The 23,727-nt window shown below is 60.5% G+C and carries 17 protein-coding genes and 1 tRNA gene; 6 read left to right on the top strand and 12 right to left on the bottom strand.

Translation table 11 applies throughout. The annotated features are described in order from the left end of the window. Positions 1-555: carbonic anhydrase (locus LKG04_RS07265; protein WP_291763587.1), on the top strand; the 555-nt coding region annotated here is incomplete at its 5' end. Positions 556-820: 265 nt separating this feature from the next. Here LKG04_RS07265 and LKG04_RS07260 read toward each other — a convergent pair. Further along, positions 821-1,012, bottom strand: coding sequence for a hypothetical protein (locus LKG04_RS07260; protein ID WP_291762029.1), 192 nt, complete (start codon positions 1,010-1,012; stop codon positions 821-823). Between the two features lie 210 nt (positions 1,013-1,222). On the opposite strand from LKG04_RS07260, the gene LKG04_RS07255 reads away from it, so the two are divergent. Together LKG04_RS07255 and LKG04_RS07250 are read left to right on the top strand one after the other, a co-directional pair. Next, on the top strand, positions 1,223-2,587 hold the full coding sequence (locus LKG04_RS07255; RefSeq protein WP_291762027.1) for a hemolysin family protein: 1,365 nt from the start codon (positions 1,223-1,225) through the stop codon (positions 2,585-2,587). A 769-nt stretch (positions 2,588-3,356) separates the two neighbouring features. After that, the gene (locus LKG04_RS07250; protein WP_291762025.1) at positions 3,357-3,836 is read left to right on the top strand and encodes a Dps family protein; all 480 of its coding nucleotides are present in this window, start codon (positions 3,357-3,359) and stop codon (positions 3,834-3,836) included. 207 nt (positions 3,837-4,043) lie between these two features. Here the strand turns inward: LKG04_RS07250 and LKG04_RS07245 are convergent, their stop codons facing one another. The 7 genes from LKG04_RS07245 to LKG04_RS07215 all read right to left on the bottom strand — a co-directional run bounded on the left by LKG04_RS07245 (position 4,044) and on the right by LKG04_RS07215 (position 16,878). Beyond that, the gene (locus tag LKG04_RS07245) at positions 4,044-6,371 is read right to left on the bottom strand and encodes a glycoside hydrolase family 3 N-terminal domain-containing protein (protein ID WP_291762023.1); all 2,328 of its coding nucleotides are present in this window, start codon (positions 6,369-6,371) and stop codon (positions 4,044-4,046) included. A gap of 129 nt (positions 6,372-6,500) precedes the next feature. Then, positions 6,501-10,205 (bottom strand): hypothetical protein, encoded by a 3,705-nt coding sequence (locus LKG04_RS07240; protein WP_291762021.1) that lies wholly within the window; start codon positions 10,203-10,205, stop codon positions 6,501-6,503. Positions 10,206-10,296: 91 nt separating this feature from the next. Further along, positions 10,297-11,262 carry an alpha/beta fold hydrolase gene (locus LKG04_RS07235; protein ID WP_291762019.1) on the bottom strand — a complete coding sequence of 322 codons (966 nt, stop codon included), beginning with the start codon at positions 11,260-11,262 and terminating at the stop codon, positions 10,297-10,299. Between the two features lie 101 nt (positions 11,263-11,363). After that, positions 11,364-13,013, bottom strand: a complete 1,650-nt coding sequence (locus LKG04_RS07230) for an ABC transporter ATP-binding protein (RefSeq protein ID WP_291762018.1) — start codon at positions 13,011-13,013, stop codon at positions 11,364-11,366. Between the two features lie 3 nt (positions 13,014-13,016). Continuing rightward, positions 13,017-14,012, bottom strand: a complete 996-nt coding sequence (locus tag LKG04_RS07225; protein WP_291762016.1) for an ABC transporter permease — start codon at positions 14,010-14,012, stop codon at positions 13,017-13,019. A 5-nt stretch (positions 14,013-14,017) separates the two neighbouring features. Further along, a complete protein-coding gene (locus LKG04_RS07220) occupies positions 14,018-15,013 on the bottom strand; it encodes an ABC transporter permease (RefSeq protein ID WP_291762014.1) in 996 nt (331 codons plus the stop codon). Positions 15,014-15,243: 230 nt separating this feature from the next. Then, a complete protein-coding gene (locus LKG04_RS07215) occupies positions 15,244-16,878 on the bottom strand; it encodes an ABC transporter substrate-binding protein (RefSeq protein WP_291762012.1) in 1,635 nt (544 codons plus the stop codon). 451 nt (positions 16,879-17,329) lie between these two features. Between LKG04_RS07215 and LKG04_RS07210 the strand changes: the two genes are divergently transcribed. Next, on the top strand, positions 17,330-18,559 hold the full coding sequence (locus LKG04_RS07210) for a LacI family DNA-binding transcriptional regulator (RefSeq protein ID WP_291762009.1): 1,230 nt from the start codon (positions 17,330-17,332) through the stop codon (positions 18,557-18,559). Between the two features lie 301 nt (positions 18,560-18,860). Here LKG04_RS07210 and LKG04_RS07205 read toward each other — a convergent pair whose 3' ends face one another. Continuing rightward, positions 18,861-19,628: an SDR family oxidoreductase gene (locus LKG04_RS07205; protein ID WP_291762007.1), complete on the bottom strand. Its 768-nt coding sequence runs from the start codon at positions 19,626-19,628 to the stop codon at positions 18,861-18,863. A gap of 393 nt (positions 19,629-20,021) precedes the next feature. After that, positions 20,022-20,768: a SprT family zinc-dependent metalloprotease gene (locus tag LKG04_RS07200; RefSeq protein WP_291763589.1), complete on the bottom strand. Its 747-nt coding sequence runs from the start codon at positions 20,766-20,768 to the stop codon at positions 20,022-20,024. A 144-nt stretch (positions 20,769-20,912) separates the two neighbouring features. Here LKG04_RS07200 and LKG04_RS07195 point away from each other — a divergent pair. After that, a tRNA-Ile gene (locus tag LKG04_RS07195) sits at positions 20,913-20,986 on the top strand. A 104-nt stretch (positions 20,987-21,090) separates the two neighbouring features. Here the strand turns inward: LKG04_RS07195 and LKG04_RS07190 are convergent. Together LKG04_RS07190 and LKG04_RS07185 are read right to left on the bottom strand one after the other, a co-directional pair. Further along, positions 21,091-21,822: a response regulator transcription factor gene (locus tag LKG04_RS07190; protein WP_291762445.1), complete on the bottom strand. Its 732-nt coding sequence runs from the start codon at positions 21,820-21,822 to the stop codon at positions 21,091-21,093. Between the two features lie 136 nt (positions 21,823-21,958). Then, entirely contained in the window at positions 21,959-23,242 is a 1,284-nt protein-coding gene (locus LKG04_RS07185) for a sensor histidine kinase (RefSeq protein ID WP_434734894.1), read from the bottom strand. A 288-nt stretch (positions 23,243-23,530) separates the two neighbouring features. Here LKG04_RS07185 and LKG04_RS07180 point away from each other — a divergent pair. Further along, positions 23,531-23,727 (top strand): hypothetical protein (locus tag LKG04_RS07180; protein WP_291763583.1); only part of this gene is annotated, 197 nt, incomplete at its 3' end.

Genomic DNA, 23,727 nt, shown 5'->3' with positions numbered 1-23,727 from the left:
TGGCAAGACGGGGAAACCCGTGAATCGCTCATCGACGCGCAGCATCCGGATGCTGCGGTGCTTTCCTGCTCGGACTCGCGCGTACCGCCCGAGATCATCTTCGATCAGGGCTTAGGCGATATGTTCACGATTCGCACAGCTGGGGAAGTGCTCGATGCGGCGGTTGTCGCCTCGCTCGAATTCGCCGTGGAGACGCTCAACGTCAGTCTGCTCGTCGTGCTCGGCCATGAACACTGCGGCGCGGTCGCCTCGACGGTCGCCCAGCTCAATGCCATTATCAACGCGACGACGCTCGATGGGGAGTCAGACCTCAGCCAAGTCATCGCCGATTCGGATTCGATCATCATGCGATCGGTCGGCGCCTCGGTGGAAACTGCGCGTAACGCCGATCTGGACAGCACCGGCGACTTCGAACGCGTGCATGTGGCCCGCACCATCGAAGCGCTGGTCGCCCGTTCCGAAACCATCCGCCAGGCACTCGCCGAGCAACGGCTGCTGATGGTCGGCGCACGCTACAAGGTGACCACCGGCAAGGTCGAAGTGCTGTCATTCTGAACGATTCGGACGGCCGGATGACCACAGGAGGCCGAGAGTATTACGTCGCCGAGTGGTTTTACCGTGTTCGGTTTGCCCATGCTTGCCCACTATAGCGACTGTAGCCGTCGTGACCGAAAGATTTCGGCAGCAGTTAGGAGTGCACATAACTGCTGCGCATATCTATTAAGCACATCGGGGTCAACGATGTGCTTTCACATGTCCGGATGGCCGTTCGCCGACTCTTAGGAATGGCGATATTCCGCCAAAACGCATCATGCCGAATTCATCGTCTATTTGGCGAGGTGCTGAATAGACGCCCGGAGCGCTCGCGACAGTGGCAGCCATGGCATCGACGTCGTAGATCCGGCAACATTTTCACGTATTCGGATAAATCGTCGATGATCGCCTGCCGTCCGATCAGTATGGGCGGCATCTTGCCGGCCGTCGGCTTGAACGGATTGGTCTTTGCTGCCATATTGCGTCTCCTCGTGCGGCTCGTGTGCCCTATGTCATACGCGTATGACGCGCGATGGACCATATACCACGAATACCTGCCGCACTGCACAAACACATGCTAAATTACAAGCTTATGTATCATAATGTGCTCTTCGGCTGAAGGAGAGAAGCAGGCAAATCAGCCCGAAGAAACCGTCCAAAGACCGGGCGCTCCCCTAAAGTAGAGAATATGCCTCTTGGTTTGAATATCCTCTTGATCTTCGTCTTCCTTGTGCTCGGCTCCGTATTCGCCGGCACTGAGCTGGCGCTGGTCAGTTTGCGCGGCTCGCAGGTGGACCAGATGGAGCTGGAGGACGCGCGCGGAGCCCGTGTGGCCAAGATCGCGCGCGATCCGAACACGTTCCTTTCTACTGTGCAGATCGGCGTGACGCTGTGCGGATTCCTGTCGGCATCATTCGGAGAGTCTTCGATCTCGCCGTTCATCGTGCCGATCGTCGTGCAGTGGGGCGTTCCCCACAGCGTCGCGACGCCGCTGACCACGATCGCGCTGACGCTCATCATTTCATACTGCTCGATCGTCATTTCCGAAATGGTGCCCAAGCGCATCGCTATGCAGCGCACCGGGCAGATCGCCCGGACCGTGGTCCCCGCCATCGATGCCTTCGCCAAGATCACCCGGCCGATCATCTGGCTTATTGGCAAGAACACGAACGGCATCGTGCGGCTGCTTGGCTTCGACCCCAACGAAACCGAAAGCGAGGTCTCCGACGAAGAGCTACGCGTGTTGGTCAACTCGAATTCTCGACTGAGCAACGACGAACGCACGATTCTCGACGATGTATTCGACGCATCTGAAACTATCGTCGCCGAAGTCATGCGGCCGCGCGCCGACGTGATCTTCCTCGACGGCGGCCAGCCCTTGGCGCAGGCCGCGGCCTATGTGCGCGAGATGCCGTATTCACGTTACCCGGTCACCGGCAAGGACTTCGACGACGTGCTCGGCTTCGTGCATGTGCGCGATTTGCTCGACGTGCGCAACCCCAACGCCCGCACCGTCGCCGATGTGACGCGCGAAGGCATCGCATTGCCCGGCACTTCGAAAATCCTGCCGAGCCTGAGCCTGCTGCGCAAACGTGGCATCCACTTGGCCGTCGTCATTGACGAATACGGCGGCACTGACGGCATCGTCACCTTGGAGGATATGACCGAAGAACTCGTGGGCGATATCCGCGACGAATACGATCTGCCCGAGGAGCCGCACCGCAATGGGGGCGACCCCGGGGTGTTCACCAACGGGGTGGCCACCATCGATGGCGGCATGACCATCGAAGATTTCGCCGACCTGACCGGCATCGAGCTGGATGACGGCCCGTATGAGACCGTCGCCGGTTATTTCCTCGCCCACACCGGACGCATGGGTGCCGTGGGCGAGGTGCTGCATTCCGACGACGGCTACGATATGGTCGTCACCGAGGTCGACCACCGCCGCATCGAGACGCTCGAAGTGCGCAAGCATGTCGGCAATGCAGGAGGCACGAATGATTCGACCGCTTCGGCTGATTCTGGGGCGAAGCAGACGCAGAGCGAGGCGTGACGCGGGCCACGACGCATGCGCCTATCAAGCTGTATCTGTTCGACAGGTGTTGATTAACAAGCGCAACCCCCCCCCGCATTTTGCGCCGATGTACGCGGTTCAGGCGCCATCGCGGTGCGTAAAACCCGAGGTTCTCTTTCCGAGCCGCAGGCCGCTCGCATATTTATTAAGCGGATTTAGCAGAGTTACACCGGCATACACCCTGTGCCAGCCGAATGCCGAATCACGAAAATGGCGGAAGCGCAACGAAATACAGCATACTCATTTTCCTGGCTACTCGGTGAAGTGCTTAATAAACGAAAAAATGACCTAACAAACGATGCGACGGCATCGTCATACAGTATTCACCTCCGCCCGCCGCGTTTTCCTCGCACAACCCATGCCTCGATCAATGTTTTCGCCTATTAAGCAGATTTTTCGCTTATTAAGCACTTGCGAAAGTATGCGACCTAGAGATCCGTCTCACGATTCTTGGAATTCCGCCATTTCTGGGCGTATGAGAAAAATCTCGAAACTGCATCTCAGCGGTTTTGCGCACCAATCTGCTTAATACATGATGGACATATCTGTCACCGCACCGAACACAAGGGAAACACGGTATTCTTTCGGCCTCTGCTTGATGAAATTGCGCCTACACGACCGTGAACCGGCGCACGCACGATTTCGCCAAATGTGAAATTCGGTCGATAGCAGACGTGGCTGCGCATACCCTCAGCCGGGGTCGCTAGGATAGAAGTATCTGTGGTCAACAGACAGGAAGGAATGAATTATGGCACTTGAATTTGTGGTTCCCGGACTGGACGAGGCAGCCTCCGAGAAGATCGTCTCCATCTTGCAGAATCGTTTGAGCCAGGAGCAGGAGGCTTCTCTGGTGCTCAAGCACGCGCATTGGAATGTGACCGGACCAAGCTTCATCGGCGTGCACGAGATGCTCGATCCCCAGATTGAGATCGTGCGCAATCAGGCCGATGAGACAGCCGAGCGCATCGCCACCCTCGGTGGCAGCCCCGACGGCCGCCCCGACGCGATTCTGCGCAATCGCACGTGGAAGGGCGTGGACCTGACCGGCCGCCACTCCACGACGGATTATCTGAAGGCCCTGTGCGATTTCTATGATCAGCTTATCGCCGACGACCGCGAGGCCATCAAGGAACTCGACGAACTCGACGTGATCAGCTCGAACATCGTGCAGGATCATGTACAGGATCTCGAGAAGTTCCAGTGGTTCATGCGCAGCCACTTGGTGTGAGCCGCGCAATAAAGCGGAATGCGCGAAAGCACATTGCACGCTGTGCGACTAGCAGCGACAAGGGTGGGGCCAGCGATTCGAATCGCTGGCCCCACCTTTGGGTTCACGACCATTCCTGTCACTGTACCCACGCGTCTTTTACCGTTGGCATTCCAAACCGAAAGACCCTGTACTTACAATTTATCGAATTCCCAAGTTGCATTGCGCCTAGACCAACGTCACGCGCAGCGGGGCGCTGAGGTCGCGGCTGTTGGGGCCGATCATGATGTCGAAGGCGCCCGGGTCGCTGCGCTCGCCCAGGTCCGCGTGCACGTAGCGGACGTCGGATTCCTGCAGCGCGAAATGGATGGTGCCGGTCTCGTGTGCAGCAAGCTCGATCTGTCTGAAGCCTTTGAGCTCCTTCACCGGGCGCACGACCTGGCCGACCTTATCGCGCACATAGCATTGCACGGTCTCGATGCCGGCGATATCGCTGTCGTTGGTGACAGTGACCGCAATATCAAGCGGATGCTCGGCATCGAAGGTCGCCGATGAAACCAATGGCGCACCATAGACGAACGAGCTGTAGCTCAGGCCGAAGCCGAAGGGATATCTGGCGTAATTGCTCGCATCAAGGTATTTGGAGACGTATTTTTCGCCGGGAGCCCCCTCATATGGCCGCCCGGTGGAATCGGCATTGTAATAGACCGGCACTTGGCCGACGTTCTGTGGGAAGGACATGGACAGTCTGCCGGAGGGGTTGATCGCGCCATAAAGCACATCAGCTACGGCCGAGCCGGCTTCGCTGCCCGGGAACCACGCCTCCACAATCGCTTCGGCGTCGCCGATCGCGCCTAGATCGAGCGGCCTGCCATTGAATACCACGACGACGACATGCGCGTTCGCCGCTTTCACGGCGTTGAACAGATCGATCTGCGCCTGCGGGAGTGCGATATTGGTGCGGCTCGATGCCTCGCCAGCCATCGCCGAAGTCTCGCCCAGCGCGAGCACGACCTTGCCAGCTCGGCGCGCGAGCTCCACTGCTTCGCCAATCGCTGCTTGGGACGGTTCGAAATAATCGCATTCCTGCCGCGCGACCAGCAGATTCACGCCATACTCGGCAGACAGGCTCTCCATGCCTTCTGCCATGCTGACCGCATCCTGCGGGCGGCCTTTGAACGACCACGCTCCCAGTACATCATGGGACGACGCAAGAGGCCCAGCCAACGCCACGGTGATTGCAGGACTGACGGCAGGCTCGGTTCCAGCGCTGATCGAAGCTCCGTCCGCAGCATGAGCCTCAACGCCGATGGAACCCGCCTCGCTTGCGGTCTCGGCCACGCTGCTGCTTCCGGATCCAGCACCAGCATGGACTGCGCCAGAACCGGTTCCAACATCGCATCCGCACCCCAGCGGCAGTGCATCGTGCTCGTTCTTCAGTAGCACGATCGAACAGTCGGCGACCTGCCGCGCCTCGGCCCGATGCTCGTCGCAACCGATGAGCTGCCGTTCCCGCGCCTCGTCCATGCCACGGAAGGGATGCTCGAACAGACCCAGATCGTTCTTCAGCGTCAGTACGCGCATGGCGGCATCGTCGATCAGCGATATATCGATCTCGCCGGCAGCGACGAGATCGGCGAGCGAGCGCAGATAGCACACGCTCATCATCTCGATGTCGACACTGGCCTCGATGGCCAACCGGGCCGCTTCGCGCTCGTCCTCGGCAACCCCGTGGGCGATGAGCTCGCGAACCGCGTTGAAATCGGAAATGACCACGCCATCGAAACCCCATTCGCCGCGCAGAATATCGCGGAACAGGCGTCGGTTTCCGGTGGCGGGCATGCCGTCGACCGTATTGAAGGAGGTCATGACGGTTTTCGCGCCGGCGGCCACGGCAGCCCGGTACCCCGGCAGGTACATGTCGCGCAGCAAACGCTCGGACATGTCGACCGTGTTATATTCGCGGCCTCCTACTACCGCCCCATATGCGGCAAAATGCTTGACACACGCGGCTACACGATCGGTGTCATGCAGCAGATCATCGCCCTGATAGCCGTGCACCAGCGCCTCGGCCATGCGGGCGTTCAGATACGGGTCTTCGCCGGTCGATTCCATCACGCGGCCCCAACGCGGATCGCGCACAAGATCGATCATCGGCGAGAACGTCAACGACAGCCCGGCCACGGAGGATTCGCGGGCGGCGACCTCCGCCATGCGCCGCGCCATAGCGGGATTCCATGAGCTGCCCATCGCAAGCGGTATGGGGAAAATCGTCTCGTAGCCGTGGATCACGTCCGACATGAACATGGTGGGGATATGCAGCCGGTGACGCCGCATCGCGCTGGTCTGGATGCGTCGGCATTCCTCGGCTCCGGCGATATTGAGCACAGTGCCCACGTTCGCCAGCTCCTCGTCGGCGATGCCCAGCTGAGCCATTGGGCCGGTGCGTTCCTCGGCATTGTCGGAGAAGAAGTCGCCGCTGACCTGCATAAGCTGCCCGATCTTCTCGTCAAGAGTCATCTGCGCGAGCAAGTCGGCGAGTTGCTGGTGTTGCATGAGTGGTTTCCTTCGCGATTATGACGTAGATTTATCTGCCGCATGGCGACGTCGGAGAGCGTGTTGACCGGCGCCGCAACGCCAATCTACTTTCTGAATCTGGTACAGGCTGCTGCAAACGCTCGCTGGTCAGCGTTGTTCAGCACGTTCGCCGCTATTCCGTTCGCCGCCCACGGTGACGTCAATCACCGCAGCATCGCCTAGTGCCTCGCGGCTGATATTCAGCCCGCCTAGCCGATACGGCAGTTGCACGTATTCGCCGCCGAACTGCCGTCCGCCGACACGCAGCGACACCGGTTGAGAGCCAGCCAGCACATGGTAGCGCACGGTTCGCAGCATGCCGAATAGACTGATTTCAATGACAGTGCCGTCATCTTCGGGCGCAAGCACAGGATCGAACACCACATGATCGGCGTGCAGCTGAATGCCGAGCAGATGCTGCACGAGCTGGCGGATATAGATGCCCGGTCCGGAGGAATACACGCGCCAGCCGCCGCGTACTCCGACTGGGTCGGGCGAGCCGGCCTTGAGTCTGTCCCACTCGCCGGCAGCCGTATAACGATCGGGGAAATCGGCGTCAGAGGAGGCGAAATAGCAGTTGCGCTGCCGAGGTTCGCTGGTCGAGAGCCGGAAGCCTTGGCCGACCGGGCTGATGCGCAGCAGCTCGTCGCCGATCGCGCTGCGGCCCAGCAGCCCGAGCATCTCTGCATAACGGATATGCGCGTGCGTATACATCAGGCCGATTTCGCGCCCGACATTCGCCGATTGCTCGCCGCGCTTGAAAATTTCAGTGATGCCGTCGTGGAAGGCTGCGGGGCGGTTCATCAGCCGCACGCCATCAGGATAATGCAGCTTATCCTCAATCAGCTGCTCATGCCTGCGCATTTGGCTGTCGCTGAGCAGTCCTGCGGAGATAGCCTGGCTCATGGGAATCAGACGATACTGGATGCCGGTACGCCGGTCGCTGGGATGGATGACCGGCCTCGGCCGCCCTTGTTCGAAAAGCACATAGCCAGCCAGCACATCGTCGAAGATGAAATCCCGGTCGAAGCGCGATTTGATAATCGCGGCTTCGCTGCCGAATTCCTTGGCGAGCGTCTCGCGGCCAGCTGCGCGCAAGGCGCGGTCAAGCCCGTGGGCGGCCTGATACAGCAGCGCGATGGTCCACGTCGATGCCATTTCCTTCTTCATCGAGGCGCGCGCGGGCTGGAGCGTATCATCCCAATCGCCTTCGCCGTAGCTGTAGAGATCGGTGCCGGGCACGCGATGCGTGCGGATGTAGGCCATCGTGCGCAGCAAGTGGTCGGCGACGCTCGCCTGTGTTTCGCAAGGCGTATCAGTTTCCCGATCCCAGAATCCGACCGTTTCATCGAGCAGCGAAGTGTCACCGGTCGCATCAAGGTATTCGCCGATGATGATCAGCGGCCAGACGGGGATGTCGCCGTGCGCATCGCGCTGGTAGAGGCTGGCGTACTGGTCGAACATGAACCATTGCGGCAGCGAGCCGTCGGCGTTTTGATGGGCGAAGACCTTGAGCGCGATCGTGCGGGCGATATCGGCATGGCCGAAGGCCAACGCCAGCTCGAATGGCCCCTGGCACACGTCTCGCGTGCCCCATGCCGCGCCCGAGTACTGTTCCAGGCCATGCGGAGAGAGAAAATGCACGAGCGCGTTCTGCGCGAACCACGGCAGGATGAGATTGAATTCGCGCAATCGCTCTCCGCCGTCGATATGCAGCTGGCCGGCGAAATCGGAAATATTGCGATAGTGCCGATCGAGGATCGCATTTCGGTTCACGCTGCGATCCGCGCCGGCAGCGGCCAGTCGACGAGCATGCTGCGCGGCCGCAGCCGTGTCCCCATCCACATCGGCGGCATTCATTGCGGCGACAACGAGCACTCGCATCGACGTAGTCGGGCCGCTGCGGAAGGTGAAAATACCGCCAATTTGGCGGGACGCGGCGTCGCCGGATGAAACGGGGGCAGCGGCCTCTTTGAACAATATGTCATCGCCGGCAAGCCGCGCTTCGCAGGACGCGAACACGTACCGCAAGCCCGGGCAGGCTTCCGCGGCAGGAGTGCCCGCCGCAGGCGCGAAAACTACGCCATTGATCGTTCCGTTCGCAGCATTGCCCGACTCCGCGCCGAACTCGCTGTCGATGCGCCACGCCGAAGGGTCTTCGACGTCGACGGTCAGCAAGGCTTCCACAGGAGCCGTGCTTTCGAGAACGATATCGATGCCAGTGCTCTCGGCCATGGCCGTAGTGCTGATGGTTATGGTCTCGCCGCCGACGCGGTATACCCAGCGCGAGCCGCCGATGTCCATGATGTAAGCCGACGGCACGCCCAGCAGACGCCATCCGCGCGCGGAATCCTCGTCGGCGCCGCGCTTCTGCGGCATCCGCACGAGGATGCGGACACCTTGCGAACGCAGGAGATCCAGGCTGGCGCGATGCACGGAGACGATGCGATTGAGGTTCGTATTGCCCAGCACCAGGTGAGAAGCAAACACGCCCGGCGCATAGGTAGTAGCCGCAAACACGGGAACATCGGGGTTTATCGCGCTGGCAGACAGCAGGATCTGCCCGTGCGATCGGTCGACCAGCAGCTCTTTGCCGCGCGAGACCACGTGGGAGGCATTATGCGAGGAGAAGTACGACAGCAGCCGGCCCGATTCGTCGCGTTCAACGCTGAGAGGCGAGCCGTCGGAGAGGCTTTCGACTTGGGCGCCGGCCTCACTCGCACCTTCGTTTGCATCTCCGTCCAGCGCGAGGAATTCGGCCTCGCTCAGTTCTTCGCCATTGAGCGCGGGAGCAACGGCCAACAGGGAAACCGGCGTATGGTGTTCGATATTATTGCCAGCGTCTTGGGGCCGGATGCCATCGCTGACGTTTTCGCGAGCCCAGCCTTCGCCAGCGCCAGCCGCATGGCTCTTGTCCGCGTCAACGCTATCGGCTATTCCCTTGGCCTTCTGCCCCATATCGAAGCACGCCTGCGCGAGATCGCCGCGATAATCGGGGTCGACCACACTCACTACGTGCCACGTCACCCCGCTATCATCAAACGCGCGCGGCGCTGCAAGCAGGCACGCCATGCCGAACTCGTACTGGTTGACGCGCCCGCCGCCCCAATCAGGGTCGTTCAGTGCCTGTGGAGATTGGCCAAGCCGAGCCGTGCGGCCATAGAAGTCGAAACCATCGGTCAGATAGGCGGCGGCGCCTTCCGCGATAGTCGTGACGAGCAACGGCAGCTTCGGCGCGCAAGCCATGGTCTGGCGCGCGGCAAGCACAGCGCCAATCGGAGTGTCTGTCTCGGCATGATAGGCGATGTATTGGGAGATGTAGGGTTCGCTGGTCAGCGCCTGCGCTGCCGGGGCAAGCGCCATATCCTGCGCGCTCGCCAGATCCCACGTTCCCTCGCGAAGCCTGTCTGTGGGCGTACCCGCCGGTCGGATATTCACCGTCCACGCCCAGCCTGTTCCCTGCTCCGTTTCGAGCAGGCGCAGCTGAACGTTCCAGTTCACGCCAAGCGCCGAGCCGGTCCACGCAGCTACGTTGGGTGCCGTATCCGTCGTGATGCAGCACGCGCCAGACCGCACGCCCAACAGCGGCGCGGATTCGATGCCCGCGGCTGTATGATGCCGCAGCCACAACCCTGCGATGCCCGCATCATGAGGGCCGGGGATATACTGCGAAATCTGCAAGCCGCCCAACGATATTGATGCGATATCGCCAGCACTGGTGAGCCGTATCGTAAGGTCGCCGGAAGCCAGCTGCCGTGCTGTGCGTTCGCGGCTGCTGTTCCAAGCCTGGGTCAGGGGTGTCGTCGTTGTCATGTGCGTCTCTCTCCTTGCGCTGTGGGATTCGGATGACTTCGGCGAACAGTGCAGTGTTCACTTCGCCATGAGTGTGGAAGTGTGAATCGGGTTATTCGCCGGTGCGACGGCCGTTGTTGAGCCCGCCCCAGAAATCGTCGAGCAGCGCTGCCGTGGCGTCGGGATTCTCGATATTCGGGCAGTGCGCGGCATGCGGGATGACCTCATAGCGGCACCCGAGCATCCTGGCCATGCGGCGCTGCCAATCCTGTGGCCAAGCCGTGTCGTCGACGCCATGGAAAATCAGGAACGGCAAGCCGGTGTCCTGAAGCTCGAATGTCGTGTCATGCACGTCGGCAAGCTGCGCCAAGGCACCAAGCAACTGATCGTGACCGGTACGTTCGGCGCGCTCTCGAAAGAAACGATCCTCGTCGCTCAATGCGCTGTCAGGCAGCTGCGCACGGTCAGGATTGCTGATGCGCCAGCCGTCCACATCAGGATGCTCGAGCAGCGCACGGCGATCCGCCTCATGCCGCCCGGGCCATCCATGCGGGCCGGAGCACATCAGCGTCAGGCTGTCGAAAATGCCCGGCTCTTCGATCACGGCAGCTTGCGAGACCGTGCCTCCGAAGCTGTGACCGAGCAAGTGCACACGCGGCACACCGCAAACTCGCGCGATGATATGCGCGGCCTCGACCACGTCGCCCGCGGTCTGCGCCCTGCCATACGATTCCACGCCTTGGGGAGCCGCCGAATCAGCCTGCCCGCGCTGCGATATCGCCCAGACATCCCAGCCTCGAGCGGCCAGCAGCGGCATAAGATCATAGAAATCCTCTTTCGAACCCGTATAGCCGGGCACCAACAAGATCACGCCACGCGCCGGGACGCGACGCGGTGCCCCCCACCCCGGTTCCCCCCGCAGCGCAGTAATCGTGCCGACAGCGAGATCGATGCCGAGCGCCTGAAGCGATTCAGGCTTCTTCAGCGCGCCAAACGGCTCGATAGGATGGACACGCGACTTGGCTCCGGCCTTGTCGGCCTGTTCAGCCGCGGCGACAGTATTACGTAACTCAGCCATACTGGTATTCCCTACCTGTCTTTGTGTTGTGACGATGCGAACATCTTGATGGCAATCGGCCCTATTCTCTGCCTCATCGCCATCGTCCCAGCGCCCTTCGTTCACGCGCTCGTCTGCAGCTTCGGAATCGAGTCGAGCAGGCGGATCGTATACTCGTCGTGCGGGTGCCGCAGCACGCTCGCAGTCTCGCCGCGCTCCACGACCGTGCCGTGGTTGAGCACCATGATGTTGTCGGTGATCAAGCGCGCGGAGAGCAGATCATGGGTGATGTAGAGCATGCTCACGCTCAGGCGCACGCGCAGGTCGTCAAGCAATGCCAGTACCCCGGCGCGCAGAGTCATATCGAGCATCGACACCGGTTCGTCAGCCACCAGAACCTTGGGGTTGCTTGCCAGCGCCCGGGCGATCACGACACGCTGGCGCTGGCCTCCGGAGAGCTGATGCGGCAGTTTCGCCGCATACTGCTCGACCGGTGTCAGCCCTACCGTCTCAAGGATTTCCAGCATGTGCCGCCGAGCTGCAGAACCGCGCAGATCAGTGTAGTTGAGGATCGGTCGCATCAGGATGTATTCAACCGTGTGCAGCGGATTGAGCGCGGCGTACGGATCCTGAAACACCATCTGGATGTCGGAGTGCAGCTCGCGCAGTGCCTTGCGCCCGCGCATCCGGTCGATGCGCTTATTGCCGAGCGTGATGGTGCCGGAAGTCGGCTGTTCCACGCCGGTGAGCATTTTTGCGATGGTTGATTTGCCCGACCCGGAGGCACCGACCAACGCCAGCGACTCACCTGGCCTCAAGGTGAACGACACGTCGTTCACGGCATGCACTGGCTCATCGCCTCGTTTGTGCGCCGGATACACCTTGTTCACGCCGGTGAGCGTGACGGTCAGTTTCTCATCCTGCGGCCGGCCGGCGTCGCTGGCCTTGCGTATACCCTTGCGTTCGAGACCGGGAACCGAAACCTCTTCGGCGCGGGGGTCGCCGTAGTGGCTCAGCAACATCTTCGTATAATCATCCTGCGGCGCGTGCAGAATGCGCTCGCTCGGCGCGTCCTCTACGATGCTGCCGTTATGCATGACGAGCACGCGCGAAGTCGATTCGAGCACAATGCCCAGATCATGGCTGATGAGCATCGCCGTGAAGCCCTCTTGCGCCTGCAACTCACGAATGGTGTCCATGACTTCGTGCTGCACGAGCACGTCGAGCGCGGTCGTCGGCTCGTCGAAGACCATGAGCTTGGGATCCAACGACAGCGCGAGCGCGACCGAAACCCGCTGGCGCATGCCGCCCGACAGCTCGCCAGGGTAGCGATCGAGGGTGCGCTCAGGCAGGCCGACCTTGGCGATGAGCTCGCGCGAACGCGCCTCGAAACGACTTTTGGGCACGTGCTTATGCGCCTTGAAGATATCGGTGAAATGCTTGCGGATGGTGCGCACGGGGTTGAGCGCATTCATGCCGGATTGCAGCACCATGGCGAAGCCGCCTTGGCGTTGCCTGCGCAATTCCTCGTCGCTTAAGGCTCTGATGTCCTTGCCGTCGAACAGCACTGTGCCATGGCTTATCCGTGCCGGCGGTTTCGAAAGCCGGGTAAGCGCAAAGCCCAACGTGGACTTGCCCGATCCGGATTCGCCGACAAGGCCGACGAACTCGCCTTGCTCGAGCGAAAAACTCACATCGTTGACGGCCTTGACCGGTTCGATGCCTGGGGTGTCGTATTCGATGGAGAGATTGTTGACGTTCAGCAGGCTCATCGCTCAGTTCCCTTCACGCAGTCGCGGATTGCTCAAGCGATCCACGCCGAAGTTAATGAATGTCATGGAGACCGCCAGCAGGGCGATCATCAGGCCTGGTGCCAGCAGCAGAGCCCACTGGCCAGTGAGCAGCACATTGTTGTTCTGCGCCCAGTAGAGCATGGTGCCCCAACTGATCGTGGTCGAGTCTCCCAGACCCAGGAATTCGAGCCCGGCCTCCGCCAAAGCCGCCGCAGTAGCCGCGCCGAAGAAGTTGTTGATGATCAGCGAGAGCATATTCGGAAATATCTCGTGGAAGATGATCCGCCAGGAGCCATCGCCGCTGAAAGCCGCCGCCGTCACGAAATCACGAGAACGCAGGGATTGCGTCTGGCTGCGCAACACGCGTGCGCCCCAGGCCCAGCCGGTGAGCACGATCACGAGAATGATCACGCTCATGCCGCCGTTCTGCAGGTAAGCCGCGATGATGATCATGAGCGGCAGCGAAGGGATGACCAGGAAGAGGTTTACGAGGAACCCGACGAATTCGCCGGCGAAGCTGCGCATGTAGCCCCAGCCCAAGCCGACGAGCACGGCGACGCAAGTCGATAGCAGACCCGCGCTCATCGCGACTGTCACCGAGATGCGTCCGCCCCAGATGAGTTGGGAGAGCACGTCCTGGCCATTCGAGGTGGTACCGAGCCAATGCCCTGCGGTGGGGCCGAGACTGGATTCGAAGTCGCTGCCTTTGGGGTCATATGGGATGAGCAAGGGCGCGAAAACGGCGGAAAGTATGATCAACGAGAACAGGATGAGCCCGAATCGGGCTTTTGGCACAGTCCACACGGTCGCGATCGCGCGGCCGAGCACTCGCAGGGCTCGTATGATGGCATTGTCGTCGCTGGTGTCACGCGCGCCGCCGTTGGCGTTGTTGTTTAGGTTCATGTTCTTGCCCACGGTATTGCCTGCCGCGTCATGTGCCGCAGCACGCGTCGCTTCGGTATGCATTGCTTCAGTCATCGCCTTCACCTTCTTGTCCTCGGGTCAAGCACGCCGTAGAGCATATCGACGACGAAATTGGCGACCAACACGCTGACGGTGATCATCAGGAAGATGGCCTGCATCAACGGGTAGTCCTGGTTGGAAACAGCCTGATAGAGCAGCTGGCCGATGCCCGGATAATTGAATACCTGCTCGACGAGGAGCGAACCGCCCACCACGCCGCCGATTTGCAAACCGAAAGCGGTCAGATTGGGCAACAAAGCGTTACGCGCAGCGTATTTAAGCACCACTGTACGCTGGTGCAAGCCGTTGGCCTGCGCGAAAGTGACGTAATCGTCGCCCAGCGTGTTGATCATCGTGTTGCGCATGCCCATGATCGAGCCGCCCAGCGAGGTCAGCAGAATCGTGAGGCCAGGCAGCACGGCGTGCACGAGGGCGTCAGATATGAATGCGCCGGAAAATTCCGGTACCATGACCGCGGAATATGCGCCGGAAGTCGGGAAAGCGCCGGCGAGATATCCCAGGAAATACAGCAGCATGAGCGCTAGCCAAAAAGCCGGAAACGCAGAGAGGAACGAGCCGGTCACGCTGCCGACGGCATCGATCCCCCGACCGCGCTTCCATGCCATTGCAGCGCCGAACACGGTGCCGATAATGAACGAAAGAATGGTGACTATACCGACCAATGTCAGTGTCCATGGCAGGGCATTGCCCACCAGCGTGGAGACGTTCTCGGGGAAATTGCTGTAGGAGACGCCGAAGTTGAAGTGGACGACATTGCCCAGGTATTGGACGTATTGGCTGAAGACGTTGCCCTGGGGGACGCCGAGCTGCGCCTCGATGGCGGCCCTCATCTCCGGGGTGACCGGGCCGTTCTGCGACAGCCTCGCGATCGCCGCGTCGGCGGGAGAGCCTGGCATGAGGCGGGGCAGGATGAAGTTGACCGTGATCGCCGCCCACAAGGTGAGCAGGAACAGGCCGATTTTCCCTAGAAAGTAGCGCACTGAACGACCTTTCATATGGATTTGCTGGGGCTCGCCGCGCTGCGCGCGGCGAGGAAATCGCCACGGTACATGCGGCGGGATGGGACTGGCGAAATGGGACGGATGGAATGAGCGGAACGGCTATATCTGCGCAAGACCCGCCGAATGCCTGAGACCGATGGATCAAATCGCAGATTGTCAGCGATCCGATCCCTGCGGTCTCAGGCCAGGTAGGTCAGGCGAGCCGGTCAGGCGCGGGTACCGCGCTAATTCGCCTTCTTGATGTTGGTCACGATCAGCAGGCTGTTTTGCGTCCACGTAGCCGGAGTGGCGTAAGGATTGTCCTCGCTGGGCCAGTTCGTGAAGTTCTTGTCGCTGAACAGGCCCCACAGGCCGCCATAGAACATGGTGACCACGGGCACATCGTCGTAGACGATCTGCTGGAGCTGATCGATGATGGCCTTCTGCTCCTGTTCATCAGCGGTCCGCTTGAGCTGGGCGAGCAAGTCGTCGGCCTTGCTGTTCTTGTAGCGCTCGAAGTTGGCCGAGGTCGACTGGCCCACCGGCAGCGCGAACTCGCTGTTGAGCAGGTTGTTGTAGTCCTGGAACGGGCTGCCCGTGCCGCCGAATGCGGAGACGATCAGATCGAAGTCGCCGTTGTTCTGCTGCTGCACGTAGGCGGCTGGCTGCGGCTGCTGGAGTTTGACCGCGATCCCGAGATTGCCCAGCTGCGATTGGAGCGTCTGCACCCCGCGCAGCCAGTCGGTGTAGCCGTTCGGCACGGTGATGTTGAGTTCGAGCTGCTTGCCGTTCGCGTCAACGAGCTTATCGCCGGACTTGGTGTAGCCGGCCTTGGCGAAGTACTCAAGTGCCTTGGACTCGCTCTGCGCGATCTTGCCGTTATCGGGAATGTCCGCGTTGACCCATTGCTTCTGATTCGGCAGCAGCAGGCCGGTCTGCGGTGCGCCTTCGACATAGCCCTCCTCGGCGTCTTTGGCGATTTTCTCGCGGTCGATCGCGTAGCTCAGGCCTTGACGGAAGTTTACGTTGTTGAAAGGCGCCTTGGTCAGGTTCGGGAAGAGCGAGACAGTGCCGCCCGGAGGGAACCAGTAGTGATTGTGTTGCTTGTTGGCGCCCACCCAGGTCTTGTCGACGTTCGTCATGAAGGAGTAGCCCCAGTCGTAGCCTTTGTTGACCAAGTCGAGCTGCTTGTTGGAGGCCGGCAGCACAATCGTCTTCGCTGCCACCTTGTCGGCCTGCCAATAGCTCTCGTTCTTCACAAGCGTGTATTGGTTGGGCGTATAGGCACCGAGCTTATACGGGCCGGTTCCCACCGGGTTCTCGTTGGTCCACTTGACCGGATCGCTCTGTTTCTCCCAGATGTGCTTGGGCACGATCACCTGCTGATTGATGATCGTGGCGGCCGGCACATCGGCGTCTTTCAAGTGGAAGGTAACCTCGCTGCCATTCGCTTCGATCGAGGCGATATGCTGCCAGACCCCGAGCGTGTCGAGGGATGTGTTCTTCTTGAGCATGTCGAAGGTGAATACAACATCGTCGGCGCTGAACGCCTTGCCGTCCGACCACTTCACGCCATCGCGGATCGTGTAGACGAGCGTCTTGGAATCGGCCACCTTGTCTCCGGTCGCGAGGAAGGGCGTCGCCTTGCCATCGATGGCATTGACCACTTGCAGCGGCTCGTAAATGAAGTTGATGCCGACTCGCTTGGACGGCGAGAACGGGTTGAAATTCCTAGTGAAGGTCGGGCTGCCGTTGTCCCCTGCGAACAGGAGCTGGTCACCTCCCGAACCTTGGGAAGCATTGTTGTTCGTACCGCAGGCACCGACGCTGAGCATCGTGGCAATCGCCAACAGCGCCGCGGCGATTCTTGATTTCTTCATTGATCTTCCTTTTCGTCTGCACTTCTTCGTCTGCAGTGTTTGCTTGCACTGACTGTCTGTCTGCACTGACACTGGCCGCTGTGCCTACCTGTAGTTGGATGCTACGGTTTGCCTCTGCGGCGTGGCCGAGTTGACACGGTCTTGAATCGTTGACCGTCCCACTTGACGTTCATTCATTGTATGCGCTTACATTTTCTTATGCAAGCCCATACTTCTTTCATCCGTTTACATCTTTATAATATCATCTATTTCAAGGATTTTCATGGCTTTCATACGCAACACGCTGAAATGATAGCGCTATTGCAATAAGTGTTTCTGCGCGCTTTTGCTGCTACGATGGAGATGCCGGCCTGGGAAGGCAGCCTTGAGAAGGCTGAGTGCAAGCTTGCAGCCAATCACGGCGGATCGCTGCGGCTACCTGCCCCAAAGGCACGTACACGCTGAGGCAGGCATGAAAATCAACCACTTCAAGGAGCACGACGTGGAGAAGAAACCCACCGTGTACGACGTCGCCCATGAGGCTGGCGTGTCGATCGCCACGGTCTCCAGAGCCTTGCGCACCCCGCAAAGCGTGCGGCCGAACACGCGCAAGGCCATCGAGCTGGCGATCAAACGACTCGGCTACGTGCCCAGCGGCAGCGCACAGAGCCTAGCGGCTAGACGCACGAACAGCATCGGCCTATTCCTGCCGAATATCGACGAGCTGGATTCGCTTACGGACTTTCAGCTCGCCACCATCGATAAGGCTGAAGTCGTGGTCGACCCGCCCAGCACGCCCAGCATACGCCCTGATTCGTTCTACTTCGACAGTTTGCTGCGCGGCTGCGAACTGGAAGCCTGGCGTCAAGGGCTGTCGCTGATGGTCAATATCGGCCTGGGCCGCACCGACGCCGACGTTTCGCAGCTCGTCAACGACATGTCCGGCAAGGTTGACGGTCTGATCGTCATGGCCCGCAGCATTCCCGAACGGGTGTTGGAGCCGCTGCGGCGGCATCTTCCCCTGGTGATGGTGGCGAACGCGCCCTCCGACCATGAAGAAGAGTTCGACCTGGTGCGCGTAAGCAACCGCAAGGGTATGAGCGCGCTCGTCAAGCATCTGGTCAAGGCACATCACGTCTCACAGATCGCATACATGGCCGGGCCCGACGATTCGCCTGATAATCACAAGCGTTATGAGGGATTCTGCGAGGGCATGCGCGCCTGCGGGCTTAATCCCGAGGCCGCGCCAATCTACCGCGGGCAGTTCTCGCAAGTCATCGCCTGCACCATCACCAAAAGCCTCATCGCCCAGGATTCGCTGCCCGAGGCGCTCGTCTGCGCCAACGACCAGATGGCCCTCGGCGCGATGGCCGCCCTCTCGCGCGCCGGAGTGCCAGTGCCCGGGCGCGTCATCGTCACCGGATTCGACGGTATCAGCGAGACGGAAACGACCGAGCCGCGCATCACCACGGTCCGCCAGCCGATAGTCGATCTCGGCCGCGCGGCGGTGATCACCCTTGTCAAACGCATGAACGAACCCGGAGCTCCGCCTCTCTCCACCGAGCTGCCCGTCACCGTGCTCCTGCGCGAAAGCAGCGAAGGGCCATTGGACGCTCTTGATGCCGTTGATGGCGCATCCCAGACGCCGCGTAACGGTCTGCGCACCACATACGCAGCGATTCCTATTGTGCGCGCACGGTAAAAATATGCAGCACGCAGGCGGCCACCGCCAAGTCCCTGCCATTGTATGGATTCATCATCGTGCCGCGCCGGCAACCATGCTCGTTTCGCGCGCACCATATAATATGGCCAATGCGCGCAGGCTGAGTGATATTCCTTGTCGCCGAGCGCGCCGAACGCCGCCGGAATCGTCATCGAAGATGGTCTGAACGGTTCCACATGGGATCTGGCGCGCCAGCAGGCGTCGCTGCTGGCACATGATTCGTCCGGCGCCCGTTCTATACCAGCAGCCACGGTGTACCGTACAAAACGGATGCCCAGCGTCAGCAGCTCTCGCGATAGAGCTTGGTATAGGAGCCTTCGGCGCGGGGACGCAGCACGATCGAATCGATGTCGACCGTATCGGGCTGGTCGAGCGCCCACCGGACCGAATCGGCGACGTCTTCGGCGGTGAGGGGGTTCGGCACGCCCTGATATACGGCAGCAGCCTTGGCTGCATCCCCGCCGAAGCGCTTGACGGAGAATTCGTCGGTTTTGACCAAGCCCGGGGCAATGTCGATCACACGCAGCGGCTGGCCGATCTGCCCGAGCCGCAGCACGCGCGCCATGATGCGCTCGGCCGACTTCGATGCGCAATATCCCGCGCCGCCCTCATACGGCTCGATGCCAGCGGTTGAAGAGATGATGAGCACCGTGCCTCCGCCTGGCGCCGATGTAAGCGCTGACAGCAATTTCTGCGTGATGCGCAAGGTGCCGAGCACATTGAGTTCGTACATGCCGCGCCAATCGTCGAGGCTGGCGCTGGCGACCGGATCCTTGCCGAGCGCGGCGCCGGCGCAATTGGCCAGCGCCTTGACGCCACCGCCCTGGAGAATCTTATCTACCGCCTGCTGGGTCGAATCCTCATCGGTGATATCGCACACGACATAGGTGACGGCAGAACCGACCTGCTCGGCCAGCGCCCTGAGCTTCTCCTCGCGGCGGGCCAGCGCCACCACGTGCCACCCTGCCGCCGCCAGCGCCCGCACGGTCGCTGCGCCAATACCGCTGGATGCACCGGTCACCACCACACGCCTCGTTGTTTCCGTCATATCGAGCCTCCTTGTTATTGCCTTATGCACAATCGCGCATACATTCCTAGTTCCATGCATTGCCAGGCCGCGCATCCATCAGCCCTGCGCATTGCCAAACCATGCGCTACGGCACACACCTAGCCGCATCGGGTATTCGCCATCGCGCATTCACCTGCACGCGGTTCATACGCATCAAGCCCATCGGGTTCACCGGATGCGCCAGCATGCGAGCGGCGCACCGCCTCACCGTCCACAGTACTATCGCTGTATTCCCCCTCGGCGTATACAGCCGTTCGCACGAATGGACTCACAGTCTTTCGCTTATAAGTGCTGAAGCCACGACATACCATCGGCATGGTCCACGCCTTTTCGAAGGCCGGAAACAGACGAAAAGTGCGAGCGGCATTCCCTCTACAACACCAATTGACGGTTCAGCTCGCGACGCAATTGGCGCCAATCCGGCAGATAGCGATCCATATGACGTTGGAATTCGGGGCCATGTCCGCCGGCCCACAGATGCGTCATCTCGTGCACGAGCACATAGTTCAGAAATCGCTCGTCCATCAGTCCGAGCTGCAGGTTGATGCGGATGCGGCCGGTACGGGGCGTGCATGAACCCCACCGCGAACTCATAACGCGCAATGTGATATGCGAAGGCGATCGCCCGATGACCGGCTCCCATTGGGCCAGCAGCCCGGGCATGCGGCTGTTGATAGCATGAGCCGCACGCCGTTTGCATTCGTCGGTCCATACGAATGCGCCGTCATCAGCATTGCCGCTGCCGTTATCATTATTACCCCCGCCATCGTTTGTATCGCCGCTGTCGCCATCACCTCCGGGCACAGTTCCAATGCCGCTGCCCAGGCCATCCCCCGATGCGCCATCGACGGCCATGCCGATCTGCGCGATGCTGCTGCGTTTCGCCGCCGCAAGCCTGCGCTCCTGGTGCTCGATCCACTCGCGTCGCTCGCGAACGAAGTCGACGATCCGCGCATCGCTCATGCGCGCCGGAGCCGACACTTCGATCGATTCGTCAGACGGCCGCACACGCAAGTACAGATTTCTGATGGTCTTACGTGCCACGTGAATGCTGAGTCCGTCCACGGCAAGGATCTTCTCGGAAAGCACTCGAGGCTTGGTTCGGTGACGATACGGCATACGCGCCATTGTCGCGCGATTGCCTGACGAAGGCGACGAACGCCAGAACGAGCGCACAGAACCATACGACACGCGCAGCCAAGGTTTGACTAATCCACAGGAACGGGTATCCTATCTACTTGTGCGCTTTCGAGCGTGTGGTTTGGGCCCGTAGCTCAGGTGGTTAGAGCGCATCCCTGATAAGGATGAGGTCGGAGGTTCAAGTCCTCCCGGGCCCACAGGTTTTCTCACTTGGGTCTTCCGGTGACATCGAGTATCAGACGGTTAACGGCTAATCTGTCATCTCACAATGGGCCTATCATCGTGATGGATTACGGTTTTGTCAGCTATCTGCAGCTGCTCCCGGTATAGAGTAGCCTTTCAAATCTGCACGTTCTACAAGTCGCGCCATCTGCACACGACCCATCTGCAACTTTCTCGAGGCACTCGAGAGATCGGCCTTTACCGTACGCTCTGAAATAATCATGTGCATGGCAATCTCCGCATTGGTGTAGCCCTCGGCAGCATACACAACCGCCTCACGCTCCCGCTTTGGCAGGGCACCAAGTAGGCTACGAGCCTCATTGCGCCTCGAATGTGGCTGCTGCGCCTGGATCTCGGTGATGAGCTGCCGTTGGCTTGCAAGGTTGAACTGCGGGTTGCCTCTGCACACATCAATCACGACGTCGACGATAGACCTTGCGTCGTCGGCCTTTGACACGAATCCTTCAGCCCCTGCCTCAACGGCCCGTTCGACGGTTTCAGCCGGGCTCAGGGAGGTGAGGATGAGTATATGCGGAGGCGGATTGAGCGTTCGCATCAGCTTTGTGACCTCGATACCGTCCATTGCAGGCATCGCGATATCGACAAGCACAACATCAGGAAATGTCGACCGAGCCATTGTTACAGCGGCGCGGCCATCGGTAGCGGTGAATGGCACGCTGATTGACCCCTGCGAGGATTTGGAGAGCGACAGCTTCATCAACTGGCAAATCATAGGATCGTCATCGACGATGCCGACCGTTATTGGTTTCTCTGCGTCATGAGGCGATTGCCCGCTGCTGCTCTCCTGCATAGTCCCATTCTAGGAGCGTGCGCAGGCTGCGGAGGCCACGACATACATATTCTGTCTGGAGCATGAGCAGCGTGCTGCAAACCGCAGTATGCCTGCAGTTTTCCCTTGGCGCCTAATTCTGTGCGTATAGCCCAGCCTATGCCGGTATCCTCGCCTGTGCCGGAAGCATCAGATCGAGATGAAATACCTTATGATCGTCAACGCCGTAGTGGCAGGTTCCCGCACATGCTCGAGCGCGTGCGGCGAGACCAGCAATCCCAGTCCCTCTCCGATGCGTTGTGACAGCCTCGTCGGCAGTATGGCCATCGATCAAACGCATGGGATTACTGACATGTACGTGGATGCCAGAATCGGGAGATGCGCTCACCTGCAGCGAGACCGGATTGCCGGGCGCATGCCGCTGGGCGTTCGTCAGGCCTTCCTGCACTGCGCGGTAGGCGATTTTGCCCATAGCGTCGTCGATCTGACTGAGCTGGCGCACATCGATCCACGAATTGATTTGCATGCCCGCTTCGCGCGCCTCGGAAATGATGCCGTCCAGAGATTCCTGCGTGAGCGAGGTCTCGTTTGTGGGAGCGAGCGCTGCCCACGCCTGCTCTGGGTTGCGCAACTTATCGATCACACTGTGCGCTTCGCCCAGCGCCTTCGCCGCCTGCTGCCTGATTTGCGAGGCTCGTTCCTTGATGTCCGCAGCCAGTTCGCCGGCATTGTCGCTGATGCTGTCCGCAGCGAGTTCGTTGCTCTGCACTTGCAACACATTGGCGTTCGCGGCGATTAGCGAGAGCGAATGGGCGAGCGTATCATGCGCCTCAACAGCGATCGCATCTGCGAGCTGCCTGTTGTCCAACGTGGTCTGCAGATCGCCCGCATGGGCTCGCGCCATGTGCACCCTGGCGCTGGCTGCACGAAGTTCTGCACGAGAGCGAATATGCAGACCGCTCAGCACGGAGATCACCACCATGCACAGGGCGACGACCACTGCCGTGATAATGATCACGGATTCACTGGTCAGCATGGCCAGCGGCCTGTCGTGCCCTTCGCCGGTTTGAGGATCCGCAAAGAATGCGTGCCACATCGAATTCCCGGCCGGCCGGAACACGTCACGCAGCTGCGAGTACAGGGTTACCGCCGTCGCCGCCGCTACGGCGCGAAACGTAGTGCGCCGCAGGGTTCGCCGGGCCAACAGCGATGTCAGCGCCATGAGAACGATCAGCGAATCGAAGGGGAATATGGCCACAAGCACGCAGGAAACCCAAAAAATCGGCTCGGGATACTGGGCACGGGCGACGAGAACGAATCCGGCAAGGAAGGCGACGAGCGTGCTGACTATGAACCAATAGAAACCAGGGCTCCCGCTGGGGACCGCAGAAGCGGCAAACGCTGTCTGCGCCAGACACATGAAACCGGCGGCCGGGACCATCACGATGGTGCACCAGATCTTTGTCGCGACCGGTACCTCTTTGCCGGTATCCACAGGGTCGCCGCCGGCGCCGCCAGTGGCGGAACCTGGTGGAACGGAGTGTGACGGGCGAGCCCCGGCGATGTTGCTCATGCCTCACAGCCTATTACTGTGCTTGCACGAATGGTATGCGGCTTTCGGACATATTCTCCGCACATACGCTGCCCGAATAGACACGCAGAAATGACGCTTCGTCCAATAGCGGCGGCGGGCGCGACCAGATAGCGTCGGTCATGCATGGCAAAAGACATGACCGTCATGACTCCAGAGAGACAAGAGAAAGCAGTCGAGATGACTAATTCACAAGAAAACCAACCATATCTTTATCCGCAGCAGCCCGGTCAACCTTCCCAGCCTGCTCAACTAGGCCAACCCGCAGCCGCCTATCCATCCCCAGCATTCCCGGGCAACCAGCCCCAGCCGCCGAAGAAACCGCAAGGGACCAC

It is taken from the genome of Bifidobacterium sp., assembly GCF_022640935.1.
Taxonomy (GTDB): domain Bacteria; phylum Actinomycetota; class Actinomycetes; order Actinomycetales; family Bifidobacteriaceae; genus Bifidobacterium.
Note: the sequence above shows the minus strand (reverse complement) of the source record. Positions and strands in the feature narration are given on the sequence as shown.

Coding starts and splice junctions, on each gene's coding strand:
- LKG04_RS07205 (WP_291762007.1), bottom strand. CDS start 19,628: ATGACGGAAACAACGAGGCGTGTGGTGGTGACCGGTGCATCCAGCGGT.
- LKG04_RS07210 (WP_291762009.1), top strand. CDS start 17,330: ATGAAAATCAACCACTTCAAGGAGCACGACGTGGAGAAGAAACCCACC.
- LKG04_RS07190 (WP_291762445.1), bottom strand. CDS start 21,822: ATGCAGGAGAGCAGCAGCGGGCAATCGCCTCATGACGCAGAGAAACCA.
- LKG04_RS07200 (WP_291763589.1), bottom strand. CDS start 20,768: ATGCCGTATCGTCACCGAACCAAGCCTCGAGTGCTTTCCGAGAAGATC.
- LKG04_RS07260 (WP_291762029.1), bottom strand. CDS start 1,012: ATGGCAGCAAAGACCAATCCGTTCAAGCCGACGGCCGGCAAGATGCCG.
- LKG04_RS07235 (WP_291762019.1), bottom strand. CDS start 11,262: ATGGCTGAGTTACGTAATACTGTCGCCGCGGCTGAACAGGCCGACAAG.
- LKG04_RS07220 (WP_291762014.1), bottom strand. CDS start 15,013: ATGAAAGGTCGTTCAGTGCGCTACTTTCTAGGGAAAATCGGCCTGTTC.
- LKG04_RS07215 (WP_291762012.1), bottom strand. CDS start 16,878: ATGAAGAAATCAAGAATCGCCGCGGCGCTGTTGGCGATTGCCACGATG.
- LKG04_RS07250 (WP_291762025.1), top strand. CDS start 3,357: ATGGCACTTGAATTTGTGGTTCCCGGACTGGACGAGGCAGCCTCCGAG.
- LKG04_RS07245 (WP_291762023.1), bottom strand. CDS start 6,371: ATGCAACACCAGCAACTCGCCGACTTGCTCGCGCAGATGACTCTTGAC.
- LKG04_RS07185 (WP_434734894.1), bottom strand. CDS start 23,242: ATGGTCCCGGCCGCCGGTTTCATGTGTCTGGCGCAGACAGCGTTTGCC.
- LKG04_RS07240 (WP_291762021.1), bottom strand. CDS start 10,205: ATGACAACGACGACACCCCTGACCCAGGCTTGGAACAGCAGCCGCGAA.
- LKG04_RS07230 (WP_291762018.1), bottom strand. CDS start 13,013: ATGAGCCTGCTGAACGTCAACAATCTCTCCATCGAATACGACACCCCA.
- LKG04_RS07225 (WP_291762016.1), bottom strand. CDS start 14,012: ATGACTGAAGCAATGCATACCGAAGCGACGCGTGCTGCGGCACATGAC.
- LKG04_RS07255 (WP_291762027.1), top strand. CDS start 1,223: ATGCCTCTTGGTTTGAATATCCTCTTGATCTTCGTCTTCCTTGTGCTC.